The sequence below is a fragment of the Algoriphagus sp. genome (assembly GCF_030694375.1).
GTDB lineage: Bacteria > Bacteroidota > Bacteroidia > Cytophagales > Cyclobacteriaceae > Algoriphagus.
In genome coordinates, this window is sequence record NZ_JAUXYL010000020.1 from 20,466 (window position 1) to 40,747 (window position 20,282).

General features: G+C 43.9%; 15 protein-coding genes and 1 riboswitch. Of the genes, 10 read left to right on the forward strand and 5 right to left on the reverse strand.

From position 1 onward, the window contains the following. Positions 1-58: 58 nt before the first annotated feature. On the reverse strand, positions 59-1,273 hold the full coding sequence (locus Q8M62_RS04995; RefSeq protein WP_304898948.1) for an ABC transporter substrate-binding protein: 1,215 nt from the start codon (positions 1,271-1,273) through the stop codon (positions 59-61). Positions 1,274-1,326: 53 nt separating this feature from the next. Continuing rightward, positions 1,327-1,562, forward strand: a riboswitch (cobalamin riboswitch). A gap of 130 nt (positions 1,563-1,692) precedes the next feature. On the opposite strand from Q8M62_RS04995, the gene Q8M62_RS05000 reads away from it, so the two are divergent. Beyond that, complete coding sequence (locus tag Q8M62_RS05000; RefSeq protein WP_304898949.1) at positions 1,693-3,537, forward strand: TonB-dependent siderophore receptor; 1,845 nt, start codon at positions 1,693-1,695, stop codon at positions 3,535-3,537. Then, complete coding sequence (locus Q8M62_RS05005) at positions 3,534-4,586, forward strand: YncE family protein (RefSeq protein WP_304898950.1); 1,053 nt, start codon at positions 3,534-3,536, stop codon at positions 4,584-4,586. Before Q8M62_RS05000 ends, Q8M62_RS05005 begins: the two co-directional genes overlap by 4 nt. A 271-nt stretch (positions 4,587-4,857) precedes the next feature. Here Q8M62_RS05005 and Q8M62_RS05010 read toward each other — a convergent pair whose 3' ends face one another. Then, the gene (locus tag Q8M62_RS05010) at positions 4,858-5,274 is read right to left on the reverse strand and encodes a nucleotidyltransferase substrate binding protein (protein ID WP_304898951.1); all 417 of its coding nucleotides are present in this window, start codon (positions 5,272-5,274) and stop codon (positions 4,858-4,860) included. Positions 5,275-5,361: 87 nt separating this feature from the next. After that, positions 5,362-6,807: a S1C family serine protease gene (locus tag Q8M62_RS05015; RefSeq protein WP_304898952.1), complete on the reverse strand. Its 1,446-nt coding sequence runs from the start codon at positions 6,805-6,807 to the stop codon at positions 5,362-5,364. A 222-nt stretch (positions 6,808-7,029) separates the two neighbouring features. Between Q8M62_RS05015 and Q8M62_RS05020 the strand changes: the two genes are divergently transcribed. The 5 genes from Q8M62_RS05020 to Q8M62_RS05040 all read left to right on the forward strand — a co-directional run bounded on the left by Q8M62_RS05020 (position 7,030) and on the right by Q8M62_RS05040 (position 14,569). Then, positions 7,030-8,196 carry a 1-deoxy-D-xylulose-5-phosphate reductoisomerase gene (locus Q8M62_RS05020; protein WP_304898953.1) on the forward strand — a complete coding sequence of 389 codons (1,167 nt, stop codon included), beginning with the start codon at positions 7,030-7,032 and terminating at the stop codon, positions 8,194-8,196. Next, complete coding sequence (gene rseP, locus Q8M62_RS05025; RefSeq protein WP_304898954.1) at positions 8,196-9,509, forward strand: RIP metalloprotease RseP; 1,314 nt, start codon at positions 8,196-8,198, stop codon at positions 9,507-9,509. The genes Q8M62_RS05020 and rseP overlap by 1 nt, the downstream gene beginning before the upstream one ends. Before the next feature lie 181 nt (positions 9,510-9,690). Next, positions 9,691-12,168 (forward strand): endopeptidase La, encoded by a 2,478-nt coding sequence (gene lon / locus Q8M62_RS05030; protein ID WP_304898955.1) that lies wholly within the window; start codon positions 9,691-9,693, stop codon positions 12,166-12,168. Between the two features lie 89 nt (positions 12,169-12,257). Further along, positions 12,258-13,655, forward strand: a complete 1,398-nt coding sequence (gene hslU, locus Q8M62_RS05035; protein ID WP_304898956.1) for an ATP-dependent protease ATPase subunit HslU — start codon at positions 12,258-12,260, stop codon at positions 13,653-13,655. A 182-nt stretch (positions 13,656-13,837) separates the two neighbouring features. Then, positions 13,838-14,569: an SDR family NAD(P)-dependent oxidoreductase gene (locus Q8M62_RS05040; RefSeq protein ID WP_304898957.1), complete on the forward strand. Its 732-nt coding sequence runs from the start codon at positions 13,838-13,840 to the stop codon at positions 14,567-14,569. On the opposite strand, the gene Q8M62_RS05045 is transcribed toward Q8M62_RS05040, so the two are convergent. Then, positions 14,566-15,066, reverse strand: a complete 501-nt coding sequence (locus Q8M62_RS05045; RefSeq protein WP_304898958.1) for a histidine phosphatase family protein — start codon at positions 15,064-15,066, stop codon at positions 14,566-14,568. The two genes, Q8M62_RS05040 and Q8M62_RS05045, sit on opposite strands and share 4 nt — an antisense overlap. A 79-nt stretch (positions 15,067-15,145) precedes the next feature. Here Q8M62_RS05045 and Q8M62_RS05050 point away from each other — a divergent pair, with 79 nt between their 5' ends. Continuing rightward, complete coding sequence (locus tag Q8M62_RS05050; RefSeq protein ID WP_092728550.1) at positions 15,146-15,337, forward strand: cold-shock protein; 192 nt, start codon at positions 15,146-15,148, stop codon at positions 15,335-15,337. Between the two features lie 40 nt (positions 15,338-15,377). Here Q8M62_RS05050 and Q8M62_RS05055 read toward each other — a convergent pair whose 3' ends face one another. Further along, entirely contained in the window at positions 15,378-17,885 is a 2,508-nt protein-coding gene (locus tag Q8M62_RS05055) for a mechanosensitive ion channel family protein (protein ID WP_304898959.1), read from the reverse strand. A 223-nt stretch (positions 17,886-18,108) separates the two neighbouring features. Here Q8M62_RS05055 and Q8M62_RS05060 point away from each other — a divergent pair, with 223 nt between their 5' ends. Together Q8M62_RS05060 and Q8M62_RS05065 are read left to right on the forward strand one after the other, a co-directional pair. Beyond that, positions 18,109-18,537 (forward strand): Hsp20/alpha crystallin family protein, encoded by a 429-nt coding sequence (locus Q8M62_RS05060; RefSeq protein WP_304898960.1) that lies wholly within the window; start codon positions 18,109-18,111, stop codon positions 18,535-18,537. Positions 18,538-18,700: 163 nt separating this feature from the next. After that, on the forward strand, positions 18,701-20,206 hold the full coding sequence (locus tag Q8M62_RS05065; protein WP_304898961.1) for a trypsin-like peptidase domain-containing protein: 1,506 nt from the start codon (positions 18,701-18,703) through the stop codon (positions 20,204-20,206). Positions 20,207-20,282: the final 76 nt, after the last annotated feature.

Here is a 20,282-nt window from a genome sequence, read left to right on the forward strand (position 1 = left end):
ACCTGATCGGGATTTTTTTGTCGTCTTTGGAGACATAGACCACGGCAACGTTTAGATTTTAGTCAAGTTTCTGATAAAAATACAACTCATATTCCGGCAGCAAATCAGGGTGGAGGATTTTGATCAGATCCTTGAGAATCAGATCAGGGCGGACATAGCCGAGCTCGAAGTATTCCAGTCCACCGGTGGCTCCTTTTTTGGCCGTGTAGGTATAAACCTGACCGTTTTTCCAGGGCTTGAATGCTTGATAGCGAGGTTCGGAATTGCCCATGGTTTTCAGGTCTGCAAAGTCTGCCGAACCGATCCAAAAGTTAGTTTCCAAACCTCTGTCCAAGACAAATTCATAATTCAACTGTAAGCTTCCCGTGCCTGTTTGGTCGGCGAAAATGTACGATCCTCCCGCATTTTCAAGGATTCTCGCCCCCCAGCTTTCGGATCCCGGCGCATACCAAATGTCCTGATACATTACCCCGCTCAGGACGGTTGGTTTTTCGCTTTGAGGCAATTTTTCAGTTAGTTTTTCGGTAGCTAGGTAGGCTTTTTCGATCTCCTCAAAAACCGCCACCGACTCTTCATATTTCCCAAGCAAAATTCCAGTGAATTTGATCCATTCGGCCCGTCCAAGTGGGTTTTGCTCCACGTATTCCCCATTGATGATCGCCGGGATTTTCGCCTGCGCAAAGAGATCCAAATACCTCAGATCCTCGCCCAAAGTGGAAATCATCATCCAATCTGGTTGCAGATCGATGACCATCTCAGGATTGGCAGAAGGCCCGCTTCCCAAGTCAGTGACCTTCCCCGAGTCGATCAGCTTCCTGGTTTTTTCCGATGAAATCAAATCTGTTTGGGGAAAGCCGATCAATTTTCCGGTGGAATTCAGCAAGTCCAGATGCGGAATATGAGTCGTCGAAGTCAGCACAACTCTGGAAATCGGTAGTTGTACCACGGCGTCGAATCCGGTTTTTTCAGCTTCGGAATTTTCTTCCAACACCAGGTATCGAAACGTTTTATCAGCTCCGGTGTAGCCCTGAGTCACCTGAATTTCCCAGAAATCTTTTCCCTGAAAAATTTTAAAACCCGTGGCATAATCCAGACTTAGCGAAGTTTTTCCCTGCTCAGTTTCATTTTTTTTTCCGCAGGAGAAAAACAGTAGCCAAGCGCAGATCAGAAGGAGGTAAGCTGTTGATTTTGAGGAAAAAATGTTGTTTCCGAATTTTTTTAACATAGGACTAACCTGACGAAATTTTCTGCCAAGGTAAATGAGATAATCCATGCTTTCCAAAATTAGTATTGGTCTGACGCTTTTTTACCAAATCAAAATCGCTTTACTTTGCCCCCGATGAAGGTTCCCCATCCTCCCGAAAGCTATCGGGATCGGCTCTGGGGATTAAAAGGGAATCCGGTGTAAAACCGGAGCTGTCCCCGCAACTGTCAGTCTGTCTTTCCAATTCTTACCGGAAGGAAAAGTTTTTGCTCCACTATGCCATTTCTCGCTGAGGCGGGAGAGAAGGCCGGCAAAAATCAGATGAGCCAGGAGACCTGCCTTGATCTATTGATTCTGTGCTTTCGGAGGAAAAGCGAAGAAGACGTGTCGATTTCCCCACAGAAAGCTTTCTGTCGGAGATAGTTTTCATTTCTTCCCATTTCTCTTCAAGCCCGAATCGAATTGAGTTTTAACTTATTCGATCAGGCATGACTGTGTTGTTTTGGGTTGTTTCTGTGTTCGGCTATATGCCGATGCAAGACACCGTTTCCTTGGAACAGGTGGAGGTTTACGCACCTCCTCTGGATCGTTTTGCCCAAGGGCAGAAGTTGGTAAACTTTGATTCCAAAGTTTTGGAGGCGTATGCTGCCCGATCGTTGGGAGACTTGTTACAGGAGCAAAGCCCTGTTTTCGTCCGTCAATACGGAGCAGGGATGTTGGCTTCTCCGTCTTTTCGGGGCACTTCTGCGGGCCATACGGCGATTTTTTGGAATGGACTTCCCGTCAACAGCCCCTCACTTGGGCAAAGCGATTTGTCGATTCTGCCTGTGGAGGCGATCGATCAAGCCCAATTGCATTTTGGAAGTTCGGGAGCACTTTTTGGAAATGAAGCCATAGGCGGAAGCGTACATTTGGGATCAAAGACTGAGTTTGCCAAAGGATGGCAAGGGAAACTTTCACAGACTTTCGGGAGTTTCGGATTGTTTAATTCAGCTCTTTCAGGAGGCTTTTCTTCGAAAAAAATCAGTACCAAAAGTCGATTTTATCGGCAATTTGCTCAAAATGACTTTAGCTACAGGGACATTTCCAAGCCAGGAACTCCTGAAACAAAAGCTCAGAATGCCGCTGTGGAGCAGCTTGGCTTTGTCCAGGATTTTGCATGGAATGTGAGTTCCAAAAGTCAGTTTAAAGCGGCGTTCTGGTGGAATAAGGCCGATCGTCAGATACAGCCGGTGATGGGTTCCAGCACAACGGATCAGCAGTCTGATGAGAATGTCCGTGCGGTATTGGATTATTTCAGATTTGGCACAACCTCCGTTTGGAATCTGAAGACGGGATTTGTACGTGACAATCAATTTTTCAATGAAAGTCAAAATCAAACCCGACAGTTCTTTTTAGCCTCGGATTGGGATTTTGCAAAAGGGAAATCCTGGCAGTTTAAAGCTGGAGTGAGATCCACTTTTATCAAAGGCGATCTGAGCACCTATGCTGCCACGGATCAGCGGTTTGAGTTTTATCAATCCGCCCGCTGGCAAACAGCTGAAAATCTCACTGTCTCACTTAATCTTCGCCAATTCGCCTACCTCGATAATTTTATTCCTTTTCTGCCCGGAATAGGGGGGGACTGGAAGTTTTGGGAAGGGGAGAAGCAGGAGCTTTTGCTCAAAGCTTCTCTTGGAAAGGGATTTAAAGCACCGACACTCAACGACCGATTTTGGAACCCCGGAGGGAATCCTGATCTATTGCCTGAGGAAAGTGTAAACGGGGAAATTGGACTGAATTGGCTCAAAAAAGGGGCGTTCTCCTGGGATCAAAGTCTGACGTACTATCGCATGAAGGTCGATAACTGGATCATCTGGCTACCTCGGGGATCGATCTGGAGTCCTGAAAATATCCGTAAAGTGCAAAATCAAGGCATTGAATATCAGGGAAATACCAAGTGGGAGTCGGGTAAATTGAATTGGGAAATGGGCTTGAGTTACACTTTTTCACAGGCTCTAGACCTGACTTCCGAACCCGCGAATCCACGTCAATTACCCTATACTCCCCAACATCAGGCAAACGGAAATCTTTCGGCAGGAATCGGAGGGGTTGCAGTGAACTTGAGCTCCTTCTATGTGGGTCAGCGGGCCATCGGAACCGGAAATGCCCGAATCCTCGATTCCTATCAAATCTGGAATGCGGGTCTGAGATTTTCGGATCTGAAATGGGTAAAAACCCGCTTTCCAATCAGTTTTCATGTGCTTAATCTCCTTGACAGAGACTACCAAGTCCTATATCTCCGTGCAATGCCCGGCCGCTCGTATCAACTTAATTTAACCATACACTTATGAAGTTTACCTTGAAAAACCAATTTGGAGCTTTGGCTCTGATTTTCCTGCTCTTTTCCTGCAATGAGTCGGGAAGTGAACGACCCCTTGGGGCCTATGATACCGGTATTTTGATCATGAATGAAGGTGCCTTCGGGGCCAATGACGGAGAGGTGTTTCATTTTGACCCAGTCACCGGTACGACGAAAGTGAATGTGTTTGAAGCCGAAAACAACCGTCCTTTTGCCGGGCTTTTGGAAGATATGGTTTTGGAGGAGGATCGTCTTTATCTGGTCGCAAACACCGGAAAAGTGGAAATCGTCAACCCGGGAGACTTCAAATCAAGGGGTGCAGTGATCGGAGATCTGAATCAGCCGAGGTCATTGGCAACTTCCCGAGGAAAATTGTTTATCTCCGACTATGGCCCATACGATGCGAGTTTTAAAACACCGGATTCCTATGTCGCGGTAGTTTCAGGATTGGATGGGGGTACTGTCAAGAAGAAAATCAAAGTATCCAATAAGCCCGAGGACTTATTTACTTCGGGTAAATATGTATTTGTGGCCGGATCAGAAGGAGGGAAAATTGAAATTATCGATGCTGATACCGAAGTGGTTTCCAAAACCCTTGAGGTTCCAGGAAAGCCAGTTCAGTTTTTTGAGCAGCGAGGAGATTTGTGGGTGTATTCTTATGATTCCGAAAAAATTTACTTCCAATCGTTTCACAGGGATAATCTGACCAAAAAGGAATTTCGGGAATTGCCACTTTCCAAAGCAACCGGGCGAATTACTTTGGGAGAGGATGACAGGATTTATATTTTGACCAGTACAGGTTGGCCGGATTACAATGATGGAATTGCAGTGGTATCGATTTTTGACACGACTCTGATTCCAAGCTTGAAAACAGGTTCAGGGTTCTACGGTATCGGCTTTGATAAGGAGCGGCAGGAAATCTATGTTTCCAACTCTAAGGGTTTTCAGGGAAATGGGGAGGTTACTATTTACAATAAGTCAGGTGTAGAAGTGAAAAAAATGGAAGTAGGAAGAGGACCTTCTGGGTTTGTTTTTAGGTAATCTTTGGATTGGAAATTATAAAATTGAAATATTTAAGATTGGAAAATTTTTGGCCAATTAATTAAAATTAAAGCCCGGTCCTTGGATCGGGCTTTTTTTAGAATTTTTCCCGCAGACCTGACTTCTGACAGGCAAGTTTTTCACAAAAAAAATAGAACTGGCTGCAGCAGGCAGGTTTCTTCGGATTCCTTTTCCTAGTACTCAGGAAAAAACTTTCTGTTCTGGTGTTAAAACTTTTCTTCCTACTGCCACTGCCTACTGATTACTCCCTTCATTCCTCCAGCTTTTTTGTCATTGTTCGTTCGAACCGCTCCAATAAGCGGATGTATTTTTTTCGGATGTTTGACAGAAAAGTGGCCTGAGAGTCAATGTTGTACACCGGGTTGTATTGAATCCGGTCGATGATCATATCCAGCCAGCCTTTGCCATCGTCGATGAGTTCGGCGTGGAAAGCCTCAACCGTGGCGTCTCTCGATCCTGAGAAAGGGCCCTTTTTATGCTTTTCAAAAAACTTGGCGATCACTTTCAGGGCCAATTCATGGGTTACTTCAAAGTTTCTGATCAAATCCCTGGACTGAGTTTCAGTGTATCCGGATTTGTCACCTCGACTGGCAAAAATCACAAGCTCTTCCAATGCGTTGCTAAATTCTTCCAGGCATTGTTCACAAGTTTGGGGTAGGGTTTTCATTTCGGGTTTTTTGTCTTCTTAATTTAAGTAAAAGTAGGGTCTAAAACGAAAAAAAAGGCTGGATTTTCTCAATCCAAGCCTTGTTTTTTACTTCACATTGTAGCTCTGCATAAAAGGCTGACCATTTGGTGCCACGCCTTCCAGTCTCAGCTTTCCACTGAATTCCTCTAGGTATTTTCCTGCAGCTTTTGGGTCTTTGGCAGGAATCTGATTGATATGTGTAATCACAAAGCCATCCCGGAATCCCAAGTCACGTAAATATCCGCGGGTCATGGAGGTGATCTTGATTCCGTAAGGCACTTTGAGACGGTCTTTTTCGATTGTATTTACAGACTCCAATTTTGCGCCCAGAAGCACCGAAGTGAAAAATTCCCGCTTGATGACTCCTTCTCCACCTTCCAGATTCTGAAGGGTGAGTTGGGCGGTTTTCAAATTGCCATTTCTCATGTATTCAACCGCAACTTTGCTTCCGGGATAGAAATAGGAAAGTGCCTCTTCAAAGCTTCCTTTTCCGGTGATCTTCCAATCATCGATTTTGATGATGACATCATCCTTTTGCAGTCCGACTTTTTCCGCAGAACCTCCCCTTAGAATATGAGTAACGATTACTCCGTCCAGTGATTTCAATTTCATTTCCTCAGCCAGTTCGGGTGTCAATTCGACAACATCGATTCCCGGAATGGCCTTTTGAACTTCTCCGAACTTAATTAGATCATTGGCGATTTTCAGGGCGATATCTACAGGTACTGCAAACCCGTAGCCGGTGTATGAACCGGTTCGGGAAAGTATCGCCGTGTTGATTCCGACTAATTCGCCTTTTATGTTGACCAAAGCCCCGCCTGAGTTTCCGGGGTTGATCGGTGCGTCGGTTTGGATGAAACTTTCCAAAGGAAAATCCCCACCGAGAATATTGATTTGACGCTCCTTAGCTGACACAATCCCCGCAGTGACAGTGGATGTCAGGTTAAATGGGTTACCTACAGCCAAAACCCACTCACCGATTTGAAGGCTTCGACTGTTGCCACGCTTGATTTCGGGTAGATTTGTTGCTTCGATTTTGAGGACTGCGATGTCTGTGTTTTTGTCAGTTCCTACCAGTTTGGCGGAATAGGTTCGTTTTTGATGGACCACCTCGATGGTCTCTGCACGATCGATCACGTGGTTGTTGGTGATGATGTAGCCATCCTTGGAGATAATCACTCCTGATCCGGTGCTGACCTGCTGGGTGGGTCCGGTGCCGAAGAAATAATCAAACATGCTGTACCGTCTCGGATCGGTGCCGGAAAAGTTTTTGATAAAAACGACCGACTCGGTACTGTTTTGAGAAGCTTCTACGAAGGAAACGGGTAGCGTTAATCCATCGGCTTGAGTCGCCGGGCGAAACGCAGCAGTAAATTGCATTTCTGTATTTGGGGAATCTGCCGATCCAATCTCACTAGTCTGAGCAGAATTAATTTCAAGGTAAGACCAACAAGCCGCTCCGGCAATCCCTGCCAGAAAAGGCAATCCGATAGATTTGATGAATGAGTTCATAGTATAGTAAATTACTCAATAAGCGCACTGATAGTTTCTGGGCCTGTATTACTTCACATTTTTTAAGATGATCCAAGATTAAAAAAAAACCAAAAATCATCCCATTCCCCAAAAAGTGACGAATTGTACAAGGAAAAGTCTGGTCAATTGGTAATTTTGTCAGCCCGAAACCGAACTTTAGCCAAATGACAGAGTTTTGAATCGGAATATAAACCCCTTCGAATGACAGATAAAAAGCGCGTAGCCATCTTGGGCAGTACCGGAAGCATTGGCACTCAAACCCTCGAGGTGATTCGGCAACATCCCGAAGATTTTTTAGTTGAAGTGCTCACGGCTCAAAATAATTGTGACTTGCTGATTGCCCAAGCGCTGGAATTCAATCCAAACGCAGTGGTGATCGGGAATGAGGACAATTATCAAAAAGTCAAAGCGGCCTTGCTTCCCCACGATATCAAAGTTTTTGCCGGGCAAAAAGCGATAGCTCAAATCGTGGAAATGGAAACGATCGATGTGGTCCTTACCGCTTTGGTCGGCTACTCCGGCTTGATTCCAACGGTAAATGCAATCAAAGCGGGAAAGCAGATTGCACTGGCAAACAAAGAGACGATGGTCGTAGCGGGAGAGATAATTACCGCTTTGGCCAAAGAAAACCGGGTTAATATTTTCCCTGTAGATTCAGAGCACTCGGCGATTTTCCAGTGTCTTGTCGGTGAATATCAAAATCCGATTGAAAAAATAATCCTGACTGCTTCGGGTGGACCATTTCGTGGGAAAGATCGAACTTTTCTCGAAACTGTCACCCGTGAGCAAGCTTTGAAACATCCCAACTGGGATATGGGGGCCAAAATCACTATTGACTCCGCCTCGCTGATGAATAAAGGCTTGGAGGTAATCGAAGCAAAGTGGCTTTTTGGTTTGAAAACCGAACAGATCGAAGTCATCGTTCATCCCCAAAGTATCATCCATTCTTTGGTACAATTTGAAGACGGATCGATCAAGGCACAACTTGGCTTACCGGATATGCGTATCCCGATTCAGTTTGCCTTGAGTTTTCCGCATCGGTTGAAAAGCGATTTTGAGCGATTTGACTTCATGAACTATCCGCAACTGACGTTTGAGCAGCCGGATTTAAAAACTTTCAGGAACCTTCAGCTGGCATTTGATGCTTTAGCAAAGGGAGGAAACGCTCCATGTATCCTAAACGCTTCCAACGAAATTGCCGTGGCGGCTTTCTTAAACAAGGAAGTGGGATTTTTGGAGATGTCTGACCTGATCGCCGATACTTTGGCAAAAGCAACCTTTATAGCACGACCTAGTTTGGAAGATTACATAGCTACCGATCAGGAGTCAAGAGAAATTACAACACAACTAATTAAGCGTAGAAAATAATGGAAACATTGATTATGGTGGGCCAATTGCTCCTGGGATTATCGATCCTGGTAGGGCTTCATGAATTGGGTCACTTGCTTACAGCCAAGATGTTTGGCATGAGAGTAGAGAAATTTTCAATCGGTTTTCCTCCCAAAATCGCTGGATTCCAGTGGGGAGAAACTGAATATTCGATAGGGGCGATTCCTTTGGGAGGTTTTGTGAAGATCTCCGGAATGGTAGATGAGTCCATGGATACCGAGCAGATGTCTTCCGAGCCGCAGCCTTGGGAATTTCGGTCCAAACCGGCCTGGCAGCGATTGATCGTCATGTTGGGAGGTATCATTGTCAATGTGGTCACCGGGATTATCATTTTTGTGGTTTTGGTGTACCAAAACGGAGAAACCTTCTATTCTAGAGATCAGGTCATCCAAAACGGGATCGTAGCCTATGAATACGGGGAAGCTATTGGCTTTAAAACCGGCGATAAAGTCCTGGACATCAACGGCGAACCTTATCAGGGAATCAACGACTTGACGAGCGGTTCGGCTTTGCTCAGCGAAAACGGCTACTACACAGTAGACCGTAATGGTGAGCAAATTAAAATTGACATCCCGCGTGGATTTATTAACACCTTCAACAGCGAGGAGTCATTCAGCAAATTTGTTCAGATCCGATTTCCGTTTGAAGTGGGTGCTGTGGACAAAGGAAGCGGCGCAGAATCTGCGGGAATAAAGCCGGGAGATAAAATTCTGGCAGTCAACAATCAGCCAATCGAGTATTTCGATGAGATGCAATCGGCACTTCAGCCTTTAGTCGGAAAGACTGCTCAAGTGGTCAGAAAAAATGAAACCGGAATAGACACCTTGGCAATTGCGGTTACGGATGAAGCCCGAATCGGGATCGCTGTGCAGACACTCATCGAGCCAACTCGCAGGCAGTATGGTTTTGGTGAAGCGATCAGCAAAGGAACTTCAAGAGCATTCGGTGTGGTGATTGTAAATGCCCGAGCCTTAGGTAAAATGTTTACCGGTGAAGTTTCTGCAAAAAACGTAAGTGGTCCGGTAGGCATGGCGAAAATCTACGGTTCCACTTGGGACTGGGTGAAATTTTGGAGTATTACTGGTTTGATTTCGATGATCCTAGCCTTTATGAACTTACTTCCGATTCCTGCTCTTGACGGTGGGCATGTGGTATTCTTGCTTTATGAAATGGTCTCCGGCCGAACTCCATCTGATAAGTTTCTGGAAAATGCGCAGAAAGTCGGCATGGTGATTCTGTTGGCCTTGATGGTTTTTGCGATCGGGAATGATATTTTGAAGTTGTTTAGTTGATCATTATCCAATCCAAGCCTACCAAGCCGATATAAGAGCAATTTATTCGGCGTCTTAACTGCCAATTTGACCCAATCCTCTTTTGGCATTGACCTTGACTTATTAGGGAGAACCTTCGTATATAGGGGGTTCTTCTTTTATTTTAGCTATTCACTGACAGCCCGGCTGTCAATCTGTCTATATGAACCAATTCGCAAATTCTTTATTTCAAAATCTCATGTCCGGTGATTACACTGGGGAGGGGGATCTCATCCAATTGATCACTGACGAGGAAGAAGGTGATCCAAGCAATGAGTCTTTTGAAGAAGAAGTCCCCATTCTGTCAGTTCGAAATACCGTCCTTTTTCCCGGTGTAGTTATTCCTATTACTGTGGGTAGGCAACGATCTATCCGCTTGGTGAAGAAAGCCCACAAGGGCAGTAAGCTCATTGGAGTATGTGCACAGATCAACCCCAACAATGACGATCCCGGATGGGAAGACATTTATCAGGTGGGAACATTGGCCAAAATCATCAAAATGATCGTGCTCCCTGATGGGAACACTACGATTATTATTCAAGGCAAAAAGCGCTTTAAAATCCGGGAGCAGGTCACAGACGATCCCTATTTTATGGCTAAGGTTGATTACCTGGAGGAAAGTTTTCCGAAGAACTCCAGAAAAATCAAAGCCTTGGAGGAATCCTTAAAAGAGGCTGCAAGCAAAATCCTTCATCTTAACCCGGAGATTCCCCGTGAAGCTCAGGTGGCTCTGGATAATATTGACAACACGCCTTTTCTGACGCATTTCCTTTCCTCCAATATCAACGCTCCTGTAGAATCCAAGCAGCGCCTGATCGAGATCAATGACGGAATTGAGCGTGCGACGCTTCTTTTGGAATACATGATGAAAGACATCCAAATGCTGGAGTTGAAGTCTGAAATCCACAAGAAAGTCCACACCGATATCGATCAGCAGCAGCGGGACTATTTCCTGCGTCAGCAGATGAAAGTCCTGCAGGATGAGCTTGGAGAAGATGGTCCTGAAAAAGAAGTGGAGGATCTGAGAGAAAAAGGAGAATTGAAACATTGGCCAATTGAAGTCAAGAAGCACTTTGAAAAAGAGCTGGACAAAATTCTCCGGATCAATCCTGCTGCCGCTGAATACCCCATCGCACTCAACTATGCTGAAACCTTGGTAGATCTGCCATGGAATGAGTTTACGCTTGATAATTTTGATCTAAAGCATGCCAAGGCCGTACTTGATGCGGATCATTTTGGTTTGGAAAAAGTAAAAGAGCGGATCATCGAATACCTGGCGGTACTGAAATTAAAGAATGACCTGAAAGGCCCGATTCTTTGCCTGTACGGACCTCCCGGCGTAGGTAAAACCTCTCTTGGTAAATCTGTTGCTGCGGCTTTGGGGCGAAAATATATCCGAATGTCACTCGGAGGCCTTCATGATGAAGCGGAGATCCGTGGACATCGAAAGACCTATGTCGGGGCGATGCCCGGTAAGATCATTCAGAATATGAAAAAGGTGAAAATCTCCAATCCGGTATTTGTACTGGATGAGATTGATAAGCTTTCCTCTGATTTCAGGGGTGATCCTTCTTCCGCATTTCTGGAGGTCTTGGATCCGGAGCAAAATTTCGCTTTTCTGGATAATTACCTGGAAGTAGAATATGACCTGAGCAAGGTTCTGTTTATAGCTACAGCAAATTCACTGGATACGATTCAGCCTGCCTTGCGGGATCGAATGGAGATCATCGAAGTGACGGGATATACTCAGGAAGAAAAGCTGGAAATCGCCAAGCGTCATCTTGTGCCCAAGCAGCGAAAAGAACATGGCTTGAAAGCCAAAGATATCAGCTTTGATAAGGCGGCATTGGCCAAAATCATCGAAGACTACACACGCGAATCAGGTGTAAGAAGCTTGGAGCGGGCAATTGGTAAAGTGATACGAAATATCGCCAAGTCGATTGCAATGGAGGAGGAATACGATCATAAAATAACACCTGCGGCAGTTCGTAAAATTCTCGGTTCCGAGATTTTTGATAAAGAAACCTACCAAGATAACAGTATTGCAGGTGTAGTGACTGGGCTTGCCTGGACGAGTGTAGGAGGAGAAATTCTCTTCATTGAGTCCAGTCTTAGCCGGGGTAAAGGCAAATTGACCCTGTCAGGTCAACTGGGAGAGGTGATGAAAGAGTCTGCCATGACGGCACTTTCTTACCTGAAATCAAAAGCCGAAACCTTAGGTATTGACCACCGTGTTTTTGATCAGTATGATCTTCACATCCACGTTCCAGCAGGGGCTGTACCAAAAGACGGACCATCTGCCGGTATCACCATGCTGACGGCTATGGCCTCAGTGTACACCCAGCGTAAAGTAAAATCAAAAGTCGCAATGACCGGAGAGATCAGCTTGATTGGTAAAGTGATGCCTGTAGGGGGAATCAAGGAAAAAATCCTTGCTGCCAAACGTGCCGGAATAAAGGAAATCATTCTTTGCAGAAAAAACCTTCGGGATATAGAAGAGATTGACCAGCAATATGTTAAAGGAATTGAATTTCATTTTGTTGATAAAGTGGGAGAGGTACTCAACATCGCTCTGACTCAAAACAAGGTTGACAATCCACTTAAATTCACATTTTCAGAGCCTAAATCTGCTCAGGAATAATCAAAAAAAGGCTTCCTCGATTGAAGGGGAAGCCTTTTAAATCTTTTTGATACGAAAATCAGTTTCACTTTCAGCACCACACACTACCCATGAGCCAACTTGATTCACTTACTCCAAGGCAAATCGTTGAAGAGCTTGACAAATACATCATCGGACAAAAGGACGCAAAACGAAACGTGGCGATTGCCTTGCGCAATCGAATACGTCGCATGATGGTGAAGTCAGATATTCAAAAAGATATCGTTCCAAATAATATTCTCCTGATCGGAAGCACGGGGGTGGGAAAAACAGAAATCGCACGTCGATTGGCTAACATTGCCCAGGCTCCTTTTACCAAGGTGGAAGCTTCAAAATTTACCGAAGTTGGATACGTGGGGCGCGATGTGGAAAGTATGGTGCGTGACCTCATGGAGCAATCTGTTCATTTGGTAAAAGAGGTAAAAAACGAAGCAGTAAAAGTAAAAGCAACTGAAGCCGTAGAGGAAGTGATCTTGGATATTTTGATTCCGCCGGTAAAAAGTGCGGGATTTACACGTCCAATGTCGATCAATATCGACACTCAATCTGAGCCGGCTGATGACTCCGAACTGAATGAGCGGACTCGTGAGCGTTTCCGCGAAAAGCTGAGAAACGGCGAATTGGACGAACGAAAGATTGAAATTAATGTCAAAGCCTCTTCACCTGTGGGGATTGGGATGATCGGGAATGGGATGATGGATGATGCCAGCATGGCGGGACTTCAGGACATGATCTCCGGTATGATGCCCAAGAAGACCAAGAAGCGCAAATTGACGATAGCTGAAGCAAGAAAGGTGCTTTTGGAAGAAGAGATCTCCAAATTGGTGGATTTTGACGAAGTCAAAGAGGAAGCCATCAAACTTGCCGAAAATAACGGAATCATCTTCATCGATGAGATCGATAAGATTGCTTCCAAAGCCGGAAAAGGTGGTAGTGGCCCTGATGTCAGTAGAGAAGGAGTGCAGCGTGATTTGCTCCCAATCGTAGAGGGTACCGCTGTGAATACCAAGTATGGTGTAGTAAATACCGATCACGTATTGTTTATTGCTGCTGGAGCATTCCACGTGAGCAAACCATCGGATTTGATTCCTGAATTGCAGGGGCGATTCCCGATCCGAGTTGAACTCCAAAGTCTGACACAGGAGGACTTTTCTCGCATTTTGCGGGAGCCAAAGAATGCATTGACCAAGCAATATCAAGCGCTGTTTGAGTCCGAACAGGTGTCCCTTGAATTCAATGATGAGTCCATTGAAGAGATCGCGAGACTGGCGTTTTTGATCAATCAGGAGGTGGAAAATATTGGTGCGAGGAGACTTCATACTGTGATGAGTCACTTGCTGAATGATTTCCTGTTTGATGTCCCGGATGTCATTCAGGCCAATTCCAAGATCATGGTTACCAAGGAAATGGTAGAGGAAAGATTAAATGCACTGGTGAAAAACAGAGACCTGTCGCAATACATTTTGTAAGGCGATAGAAAAAAAAGAGGCTGTCTCATAATTGCTGTTTGTCACATTGAGCACCTGAGCAACGAGAGTTACGAAGTTCGAAATGTGGCTTCATTAGCTGTAAATGGCCTTCGACTCCTGTCAGCCTCTTTTACTTCATTATGAAAGCACTTGAATTCAATAATTACAAATCAAGATAAGTGATGAAATCCCTTCTCATCCTCACCGGTCACACCAAAGGTCTGGGAAAAGCCATTTTGGAAAGATTCTTGGCGCTTGATAATATCAGGATAGTTGCTGTTTCCCGTTCAATATTGAATTTGCAAGATCCGAAACTGACAGAAGTACAGTTGGATTTGAGTGATTTGGACGCACTGGAGTCCAGACTACCAGCGTTATTTCCCACAGGGGAATTTGATAAAGTAATCCTGATCAATAATGCCGGCAAGATTGGCGAAATCAAACCAGTAGGAAAGCTTCAACCGAAAGCAATTCAAGGCGTGATGAATCTGAATCTGCTTGCGCCAATAATTCTCACCAATGGTTTTGTGGAGGCCTACTCCGGAAGCAAAAGCGAAAAGCTGATCTGCACGATCAGTTCCGGTGCTGCGCACAAGCCACTGGCGGGATGGAGTGAATATTGTACCGGAAAAGCAGGCTTGGCGATGTTTTCCAAGGTGGCAGCAGAAGATCTTAAGGAAAAAGGATTTCGGGTATTTTCATTGGCGCCGGGAATCATCGATACCGAGATGCAGGCTGACATCAGAAAGGCAGATCCATCGGATTTCCCTGCTTTGGAGCGTTTTGCTCAATACAAGTCAGAGGGCCATTTGAGTTCGGCAACAGAAGTAGCCGAAAAAGTCTATTACCTTTTGGATAATCCCATACTTTTTCAAGAAGTCGTTCAGGATGTCCGAAATTTTGATTTGCCTTAGCTTTTCTTTTTTGGGAAATCAAAAAACCATACCTCGGCAGTTTCCGGTTTGAGTTCTGCCCAATGTTCAGTTTTTAAATTGAATCCAAACTGTCCGCTAGTTGGTAAATTATCCAATTCTCCACCGAGGTATGTGATCAGATCATTAAATCCGGGATTATGACCAAAGACCAGTAAGGTATTGACTGAGTCTTTCTGCATTCGGATGATCTTGAGGATTTGATGGGGGGAGGCATGAAAAAGCCCTTTTTCCCAAGAAATGTCATCCTCTGAAACCCCCAATATTTTAGCTGTGATTTTAGCTGTTTCAGCAGCCCGTAATGCGGTAGAACTCAGCATCAGATCCGGATAAACCCCTTTTTTCTTAAGCCGATTGGCCATTTTTGGAGCATCATCAAGTCCGCGCTTGGCCAAAGGCCGATCGTGGTCATTTAGCCAAGGGATATCCCAAGATGATTTTGCATGCCTCACCAAAATTAATTTCTTCTTTTGAGTCATTTGTATACTATTAATTTGTTTTTTTCGATCTAATCTTTACTTTTAATCCTCTTTTACATACAATTTATAACAATTCATTATGTTTACCGGAACAGTAAAATTTTACAATGAAGCCAAGGGTTTCGGATTTATCGTTGATGATCAGACTCAGGGAGATGTATTCGTACACGCTACCGGGTTAGTAGACAAAGTCGAACAAAACGACAAAGTAATCTATGACATCAAGGAAGGTAAAAAAGGACCAAACGCCATCAACGTCAAAAAAGCCTAAGAAATTCAAGAGAATGTATTAGTGTAAATTATCCCCTGAATCATTTTTCAGGGGATTTTTTTGTTTTCTCTATTCGATTTGAATCGATTTCCTCGTCAATTTTTAATTCGAGCATATTTTTAAAATTTATATCCCGTTGTGGGAATGGGATTTCAATTCCATTTTTCTTAAAAGAAGCATAGAGGGAGCTCATGACTTCATGCCTCATATCCAGCCAAATATCCATGTCGTCCACCCAGAAGAGTACTCTAAAATCCACTGAATTATCCCCGAATGTCTGCATCAGTACTTTTGGGGCCGGAACTTTCGAGATTTTGTCAAATTCCAGTGCGTCTTTAATCAATGATTGGACAAGTGTCATATCCGAGTTGTACGCAACACCGATAAGAAGCTCCACTCTTCTGCGTTTATCAGAGAGCGTCCAGTTGATCAATTGTTGGGAAAGCAAATCACCATTGGGTACGATGATCTCCGACCCGTCGTACCCCTGGATTTTACTGGCTCGTATTCCGACCTCTTTCACCTTTCCGGTCATGGCACCCACCTCAATATCATCTCCGATTTGAATGGGCCGCTCGAATGCCAAAATGACGCCCGAGACTAGATTGTTGATGATGGTTTGAAGACCGAAACCTATACCGACTGATAAGGCTCCGAGTACAATGGTGATGTTATTTAAGGGGATGTTTGCCGCCGTAGCGGCTATTATAAATCCGGCAATCAGGATCGCCAATCGGATCAATAAGACAGAACTTCCAAGCCGTTTTTTTCTTGTAGAAGGTTTTTGCTGGTCTTTTATTGTGACAAAATACGCGATGTTGTTTGACAAGAGGTACGCGACGTAAATCAAAGCACCAAAAAGGAATATGCTCCGGAACGTAAAACTGGTTTCACCGAGAAATCGCTCCGTTACCAGAAATTTTTCAAGTGTTTCATAGACATAATCGCTTAAAGCCAGATTTTGTAATAAGATGAAGATCCAAAATACAAAACCCAAAAACAGTAGAACTCCCCTTATCCGCTTCTGAATACTGGTGAAATCAATAAATGAGGTGAAGGAATCTGACTCTTTTTTATTTTCAAGCAGCACATAAATTATTTCCATGATCACTTTTACGAAAAAATAGAGAGTGATCGCATGTACAAATCCCACTGATCCGGCGACGCTGAGGATTTTAGCCAAACTGTATCTCCCCAATAGGTTTGCAAGAATCCCAAATGTCAATAAGATCATGATCAGGACTCGTAAGTTTTTCAAAAAATTCAACTCTTTAGGGTCATCTGAGGAGAAATTTTCGGGGATTTTCCAAAGGATGTACATGATGACGATATTCCCGATTTGAAAATATACGCGCTCCTGATAGGCGATCTCCCAGTAAAGATTGCTGATCGTGAAAAAGACAAAAATGACTACCAATACCATCCATCGCAGGAAGGTGGGTTTTGGAAAGGAACTGTGAATCAACACCGAAGAAAAAATCACTTGCAGGTAGATAAAAAAAGTAAGCAAGGCTATGGAACCGGTATCAAACATAAAAAACACCAGTGGAAGCAAGCCGACTAGGACCGAAGAAACAGGGTTTATATCCAGGTATTTTAATCGGTTAAGAATTATTTTCCCGTATTCTTTATCTCTTTCTATGCTCTTGACCACCCTTCTGATCCCTATACTGGCAGCGATCAAAATGAGAAGGGCGAGATAGGAAATAATCGGATTTGCCATCAGTTCCCTTTTGAGGATCAAAAAATTTAACTGAATAGAGTCGGAAGTGATGTCTAGAATTGATTTTGGGGAAGGAATAGAATAACTCTCCCAGATGTAATTGATTTCTTTTTTGAACAGATTTCTTTCCAGGATTGACTTGTTGATAGTGACATAGCGCTTAAGCTCCGTAATTCCCATTGAAATACGACTGAGATCGGACTGGTACCTAGCGGCTTGAAGTTCTTGACGGTAAATGGTGCTGTCAATCCGATAGATGTTTTCTTTGAGGTTTTGAATCTCTCCTGAATACATCGGGAGCAATAGGGTGTCCCGGATCTTGTATTTAAAAAAATCATCATTTTTCACCATTGTCAAAAGGCTGTCCAAAATCTGAAGGCGATCTAACCTCGCCTCAATGATTTTGTCTAAGTCCAAGTTTGCCTCTTCGGTAGTTTCCAAAAGACGAAAGAGCGCATTGACATACCTAAAATTAAATTTTGTGTTGGCTGTCCTAATCCGATCCCGAATAGAAGCCAGGGTCTCGTTCATGATGGGGATTTCATTGACGAATCTCGTAGTATCCAGAGACTCTTGGAGCTCCAGCATGATTTCATTTGCCAGAAGCGTATATTTTCTTCCCTTCCTGATGAGCACCTCCAGCGAGGGGGTAATGTAAAGTGTATCGGAATTGGTGCCACTTAGGTCAGGATCTAAAATGATCAAACTGTCTTTTATGGAAGTCAGTAGACTGTCTATTTTTTGATCATCAGTTGTGTTTTGGCCAAAAGTGGGAATTTGAAAGAAAATGAAAAAAAAGATTAATAACAGCAGTAGGTTTTTCATCAGGTGGATTTCTTGAGATAAAAATAGGTATTAAATCCAGATTTGCGGGTTGAGTGATCGCGATGATTTCTGTCAACCTTAAGTCATATATCCCCCTCTTATTTCGGTCATAATGACTGAATTAATAGAAATTTTTCTAATAAATAAGACAAAAAGGCTGGAATAAAGGTGTGGAACATAATTTATGGGATAAGCTCTTTGTAACAATTTAACCAATTACGTTATGAAACTCGTCAGATACAACCAACTCGAACCCCAAATGCCTGCCTCATTCAGTGGAATGTTGGATCGATTCTTTAGCGATTCCGTGGGCGCTACCTTGAAGCAGTTTAATCCTGCAGTGGATATCGCAGAGGATGAAAAATCCTATGAAATCCATGTTGCAGTACCTGGGATGAAAAAGGCAGACTTCAAAATTGATTTGGTGGATGGCAAACTGACCATCTCCGGAGAGCGAAAATTGGAAGAGAAAAAAGAAGGTAAAAACTTCCACAGTATCGAGACTCAGTATGGTTCATTTAAAAGGTCCTTTTTCCTCCCTGAGGATGTAATCGTGGACAATGTAGAAGCAAGCTATGAAGAGGGGCTGCTTAGACTTTTGCTGCCGAAACAAGAAAAGAAAGTCAATAAAGCTGTCATTGAAGTGAAATAATTGAAGAGTGGGAAAACCCACTCTTCTTATTTGGGTTATAAGTAATTCAAGTCCTCAAAAGCGGTTAATTCTTGTTAATTTGGTCCACTGGACTAATCCAAGAAGTTTCAAATTGAGTCTATACCTTGATACTTTGTTGTAGAAAAAGAAAACCATTAAAATTATGAACAAGAAACAGTTTTTCTTGGGGATGCTTCTGGCGGCCCTGATCGGTGGAGTAGTCGCGCTGGCCGGTGTGAGTTTTCTGATCAAACCACAGAATGCCGGAACATTTGACGAAAAGCAACAAGCTTCATTTGTGAACTTATTGTCAGGTGAATCATTCAAAATTCCTGATGGAATCAATTTCGTGGCTTCAGCGCAGCTAGTCACTCCGGCAGTGGTGCACGTGAACAGTCAGGTTGCCATCACACCAAGAACAGAAAGAGACCCTATTCAAGAGTTCTTTGGGTTTCCTGATCCACGTAGAGACGGGGGACAAGGACGAGGCGGTCAGATGCCGGTAAGTTCTGGTTCGGGAGTGATTATATCAGCGGACGGTTACATCGTGACCAATAATCACGTCGTAGAAGGAGCTACCAAGATTGATATTTCGCTCGATAATAATAAGCGATACGAAGCAACTGTAATCGGAACAGACCCAACTACTGATCTTGCCCTTTTGAAAATCGAAGCCACCGGTCTTCCTTTTGTCAGGTTTGGTGATTCGGATGATACCATGATCGGTGAATGGGTTTTGGCTGTTGGAAATCCCTTCAATCTAAACTCGACTGTCACTGCGGGGATTATTTCTGCCAAAGCCAGAAATATAGGTATACTAAGAGGAGTAGAGAATAATCTGCAAATCGAATCCTTTCTCCAGACTGACGCCGTAGTGAATCCGGGCAACTCAGGCGGAGCCTTGGTCAATCTCGCTGGTGAATTGATCGGTATCAACACTGCGATTGCTACTAATACCGGCACATTTACCGGATATTCGTTTGCTGTACCAAGTACCCTTGTCAAAAAGGTAATGGACGATCTAATGAAGCATGGTGCAGTTCAGAGGGGTCTTCTTGGGGTGAGCATAAACAACGTGAGTCCGGAATTAGCTGATGCCTTGAATTTGACATTTCCAGTCGAAAGGGGAGTGTATGTTGGAGGGGTTAATGAAAACTCAGCAGGTAAGGAAGCTGGTTTGAAAATAGGGGATATCATCATTGCAATTGATGGTAAAACAGTAAACAACGTAGCCAACCTGCAAGAACTTGTTGCCCGAAAACGTCCCGGTGACAAGATTGATGTAGAATACATCCGCGACGGAAAAACCTCAAAAACCTCTGCAACCCTGAAGAATTTCTCCGGAGATACAAATATCGTAAAGCGGGAAATACCCAAAACCTATACCTTCGAAGGCTTGCAGTTTGAAGATGTCAAGGAGGATGCAAAACAGAAACTGGATATCAAGGGTGGTGCTGTAATCAAAATGAACAGCAATGAAAATTGGAAAAAATCCGGTGCCAGAAATGGGTTTATTATAACCTCAGTAATTTCAGACAAAGGCAGAGCCAAAATCAACAATGCACAGGAAATGATCGATTTTCTGGAAAGATCCAAAGGAGAAGAAATTGTCGTTCTGGGAATGTTCCCGGATGGTACAGAATACTACTTCGAGGTAGAGAGGAATTGAGTTTTCTGTAAAGTCTTAAAAAGCCGGTGTGAGCCGGCTTTTTTTATGCCTGTTTTTTCCTACTTTCATCGATCTT

Bases quoted from the DNA above. Each gene is read 5' to 3' on its own strand.
- Q8M62_RS04995 (WP_304898948.1), bottom strand. From the start codon at position 1,273: ATGGATTATCTCATTTACCTTGGCAGAAAATTTCGTCAGGTTAGTCCT.
- Q8M62_RS05000 (WP_304898949.1), top strand. From the start codon at position 1,693: ATGACTGTGTTGTTTTGGGTTGTTTCTGTGTTCGGCTATATGCCGATG.
- Q8M62_RS05005 (WP_304898950.1), top strand. From the start codon at position 3,534: ATGAAGTTTACCTTGAAAAACCAATTTGGAGCTTTGGCTCTGATTTTC.
- Q8M62_RS05010 (WP_304898951.1), bottom strand. From the start codon at position 5,274: ATGAAAACCCTACCCCAAACTTGTGAACAATGCCTGGAAGAATTTAGC.
- Q8M62_RS05015 (WP_304898952.1), bottom strand. From the start codon at position 6,807: ATGAACTCATTCATCAAATCTATCGGATTGCCTTTTCTGGCAGGGATT.
- Q8M62_RS05020 (WP_304898953.1), top strand. From the start codon at position 7,030: ATGACAGATAAAAAGCGCGTAGCCATCTTGGGCAGTACCGGAAGCATT.
- rseP (WP_304898954.1), top strand. From the start codon at position 8,196: ATGGAAACATTGATTATGGTGGGCCAATTGCTCCTGGGATTATCGATC.
- lon (WP_304898955.1), top strand. From the start codon at position 9,691: ATGAACCAATTCGCAAATTCTTTATTTCAAAATCTCATGTCCGGTGAT.
- hslU (WP_304898956.1), top strand. From the start codon at position 12,258: ATGAGCCAACTTGATTCACTTACTCCAAGGCAAATCGTTGAAGAGCTT.
- Q8M62_RS05040 (WP_304898957.1), top strand. From the start codon at position 13,838: ATGAAATCCCTTCTCATCCTCACCGGTCACACCAAAGGTCTGGGAAAA.
- Q8M62_RS05045 (WP_304898958.1), bottom strand. From the start codon at position 15,066: ATGACTCAAAAGAAGAAATTAATTTTGGTGAGGCATGCAAAATCATCT.
- Q8M62_RS05050 (WP_092728550.1), top strand. From the start codon at position 15,146: ATGTTTACCGGAACAGTAAAATTTTACAATGAAGCCAAGGGTTTCGGA.
- Q8M62_RS05055 (WP_304898959.1), bottom strand. From the start codon at position 17,885: ATGAAAAACCTACTGCTGTTATTAATCTTTTTTTTCATTTTCTTTCAA.
- Q8M62_RS05060 (WP_304898960.1), top strand. From the start codon at position 18,109: ATGAAACTCGTCAGATACAACCAACTCGAACCCCAAATGCCTGCCTCA.
- Q8M62_RS05065 (WP_304898961.1), top strand. From the start codon at position 18,701: ATGAACAAGAAACAGTTTTTCTTGGGGATGCTTCTGGCGGCCCTGATC.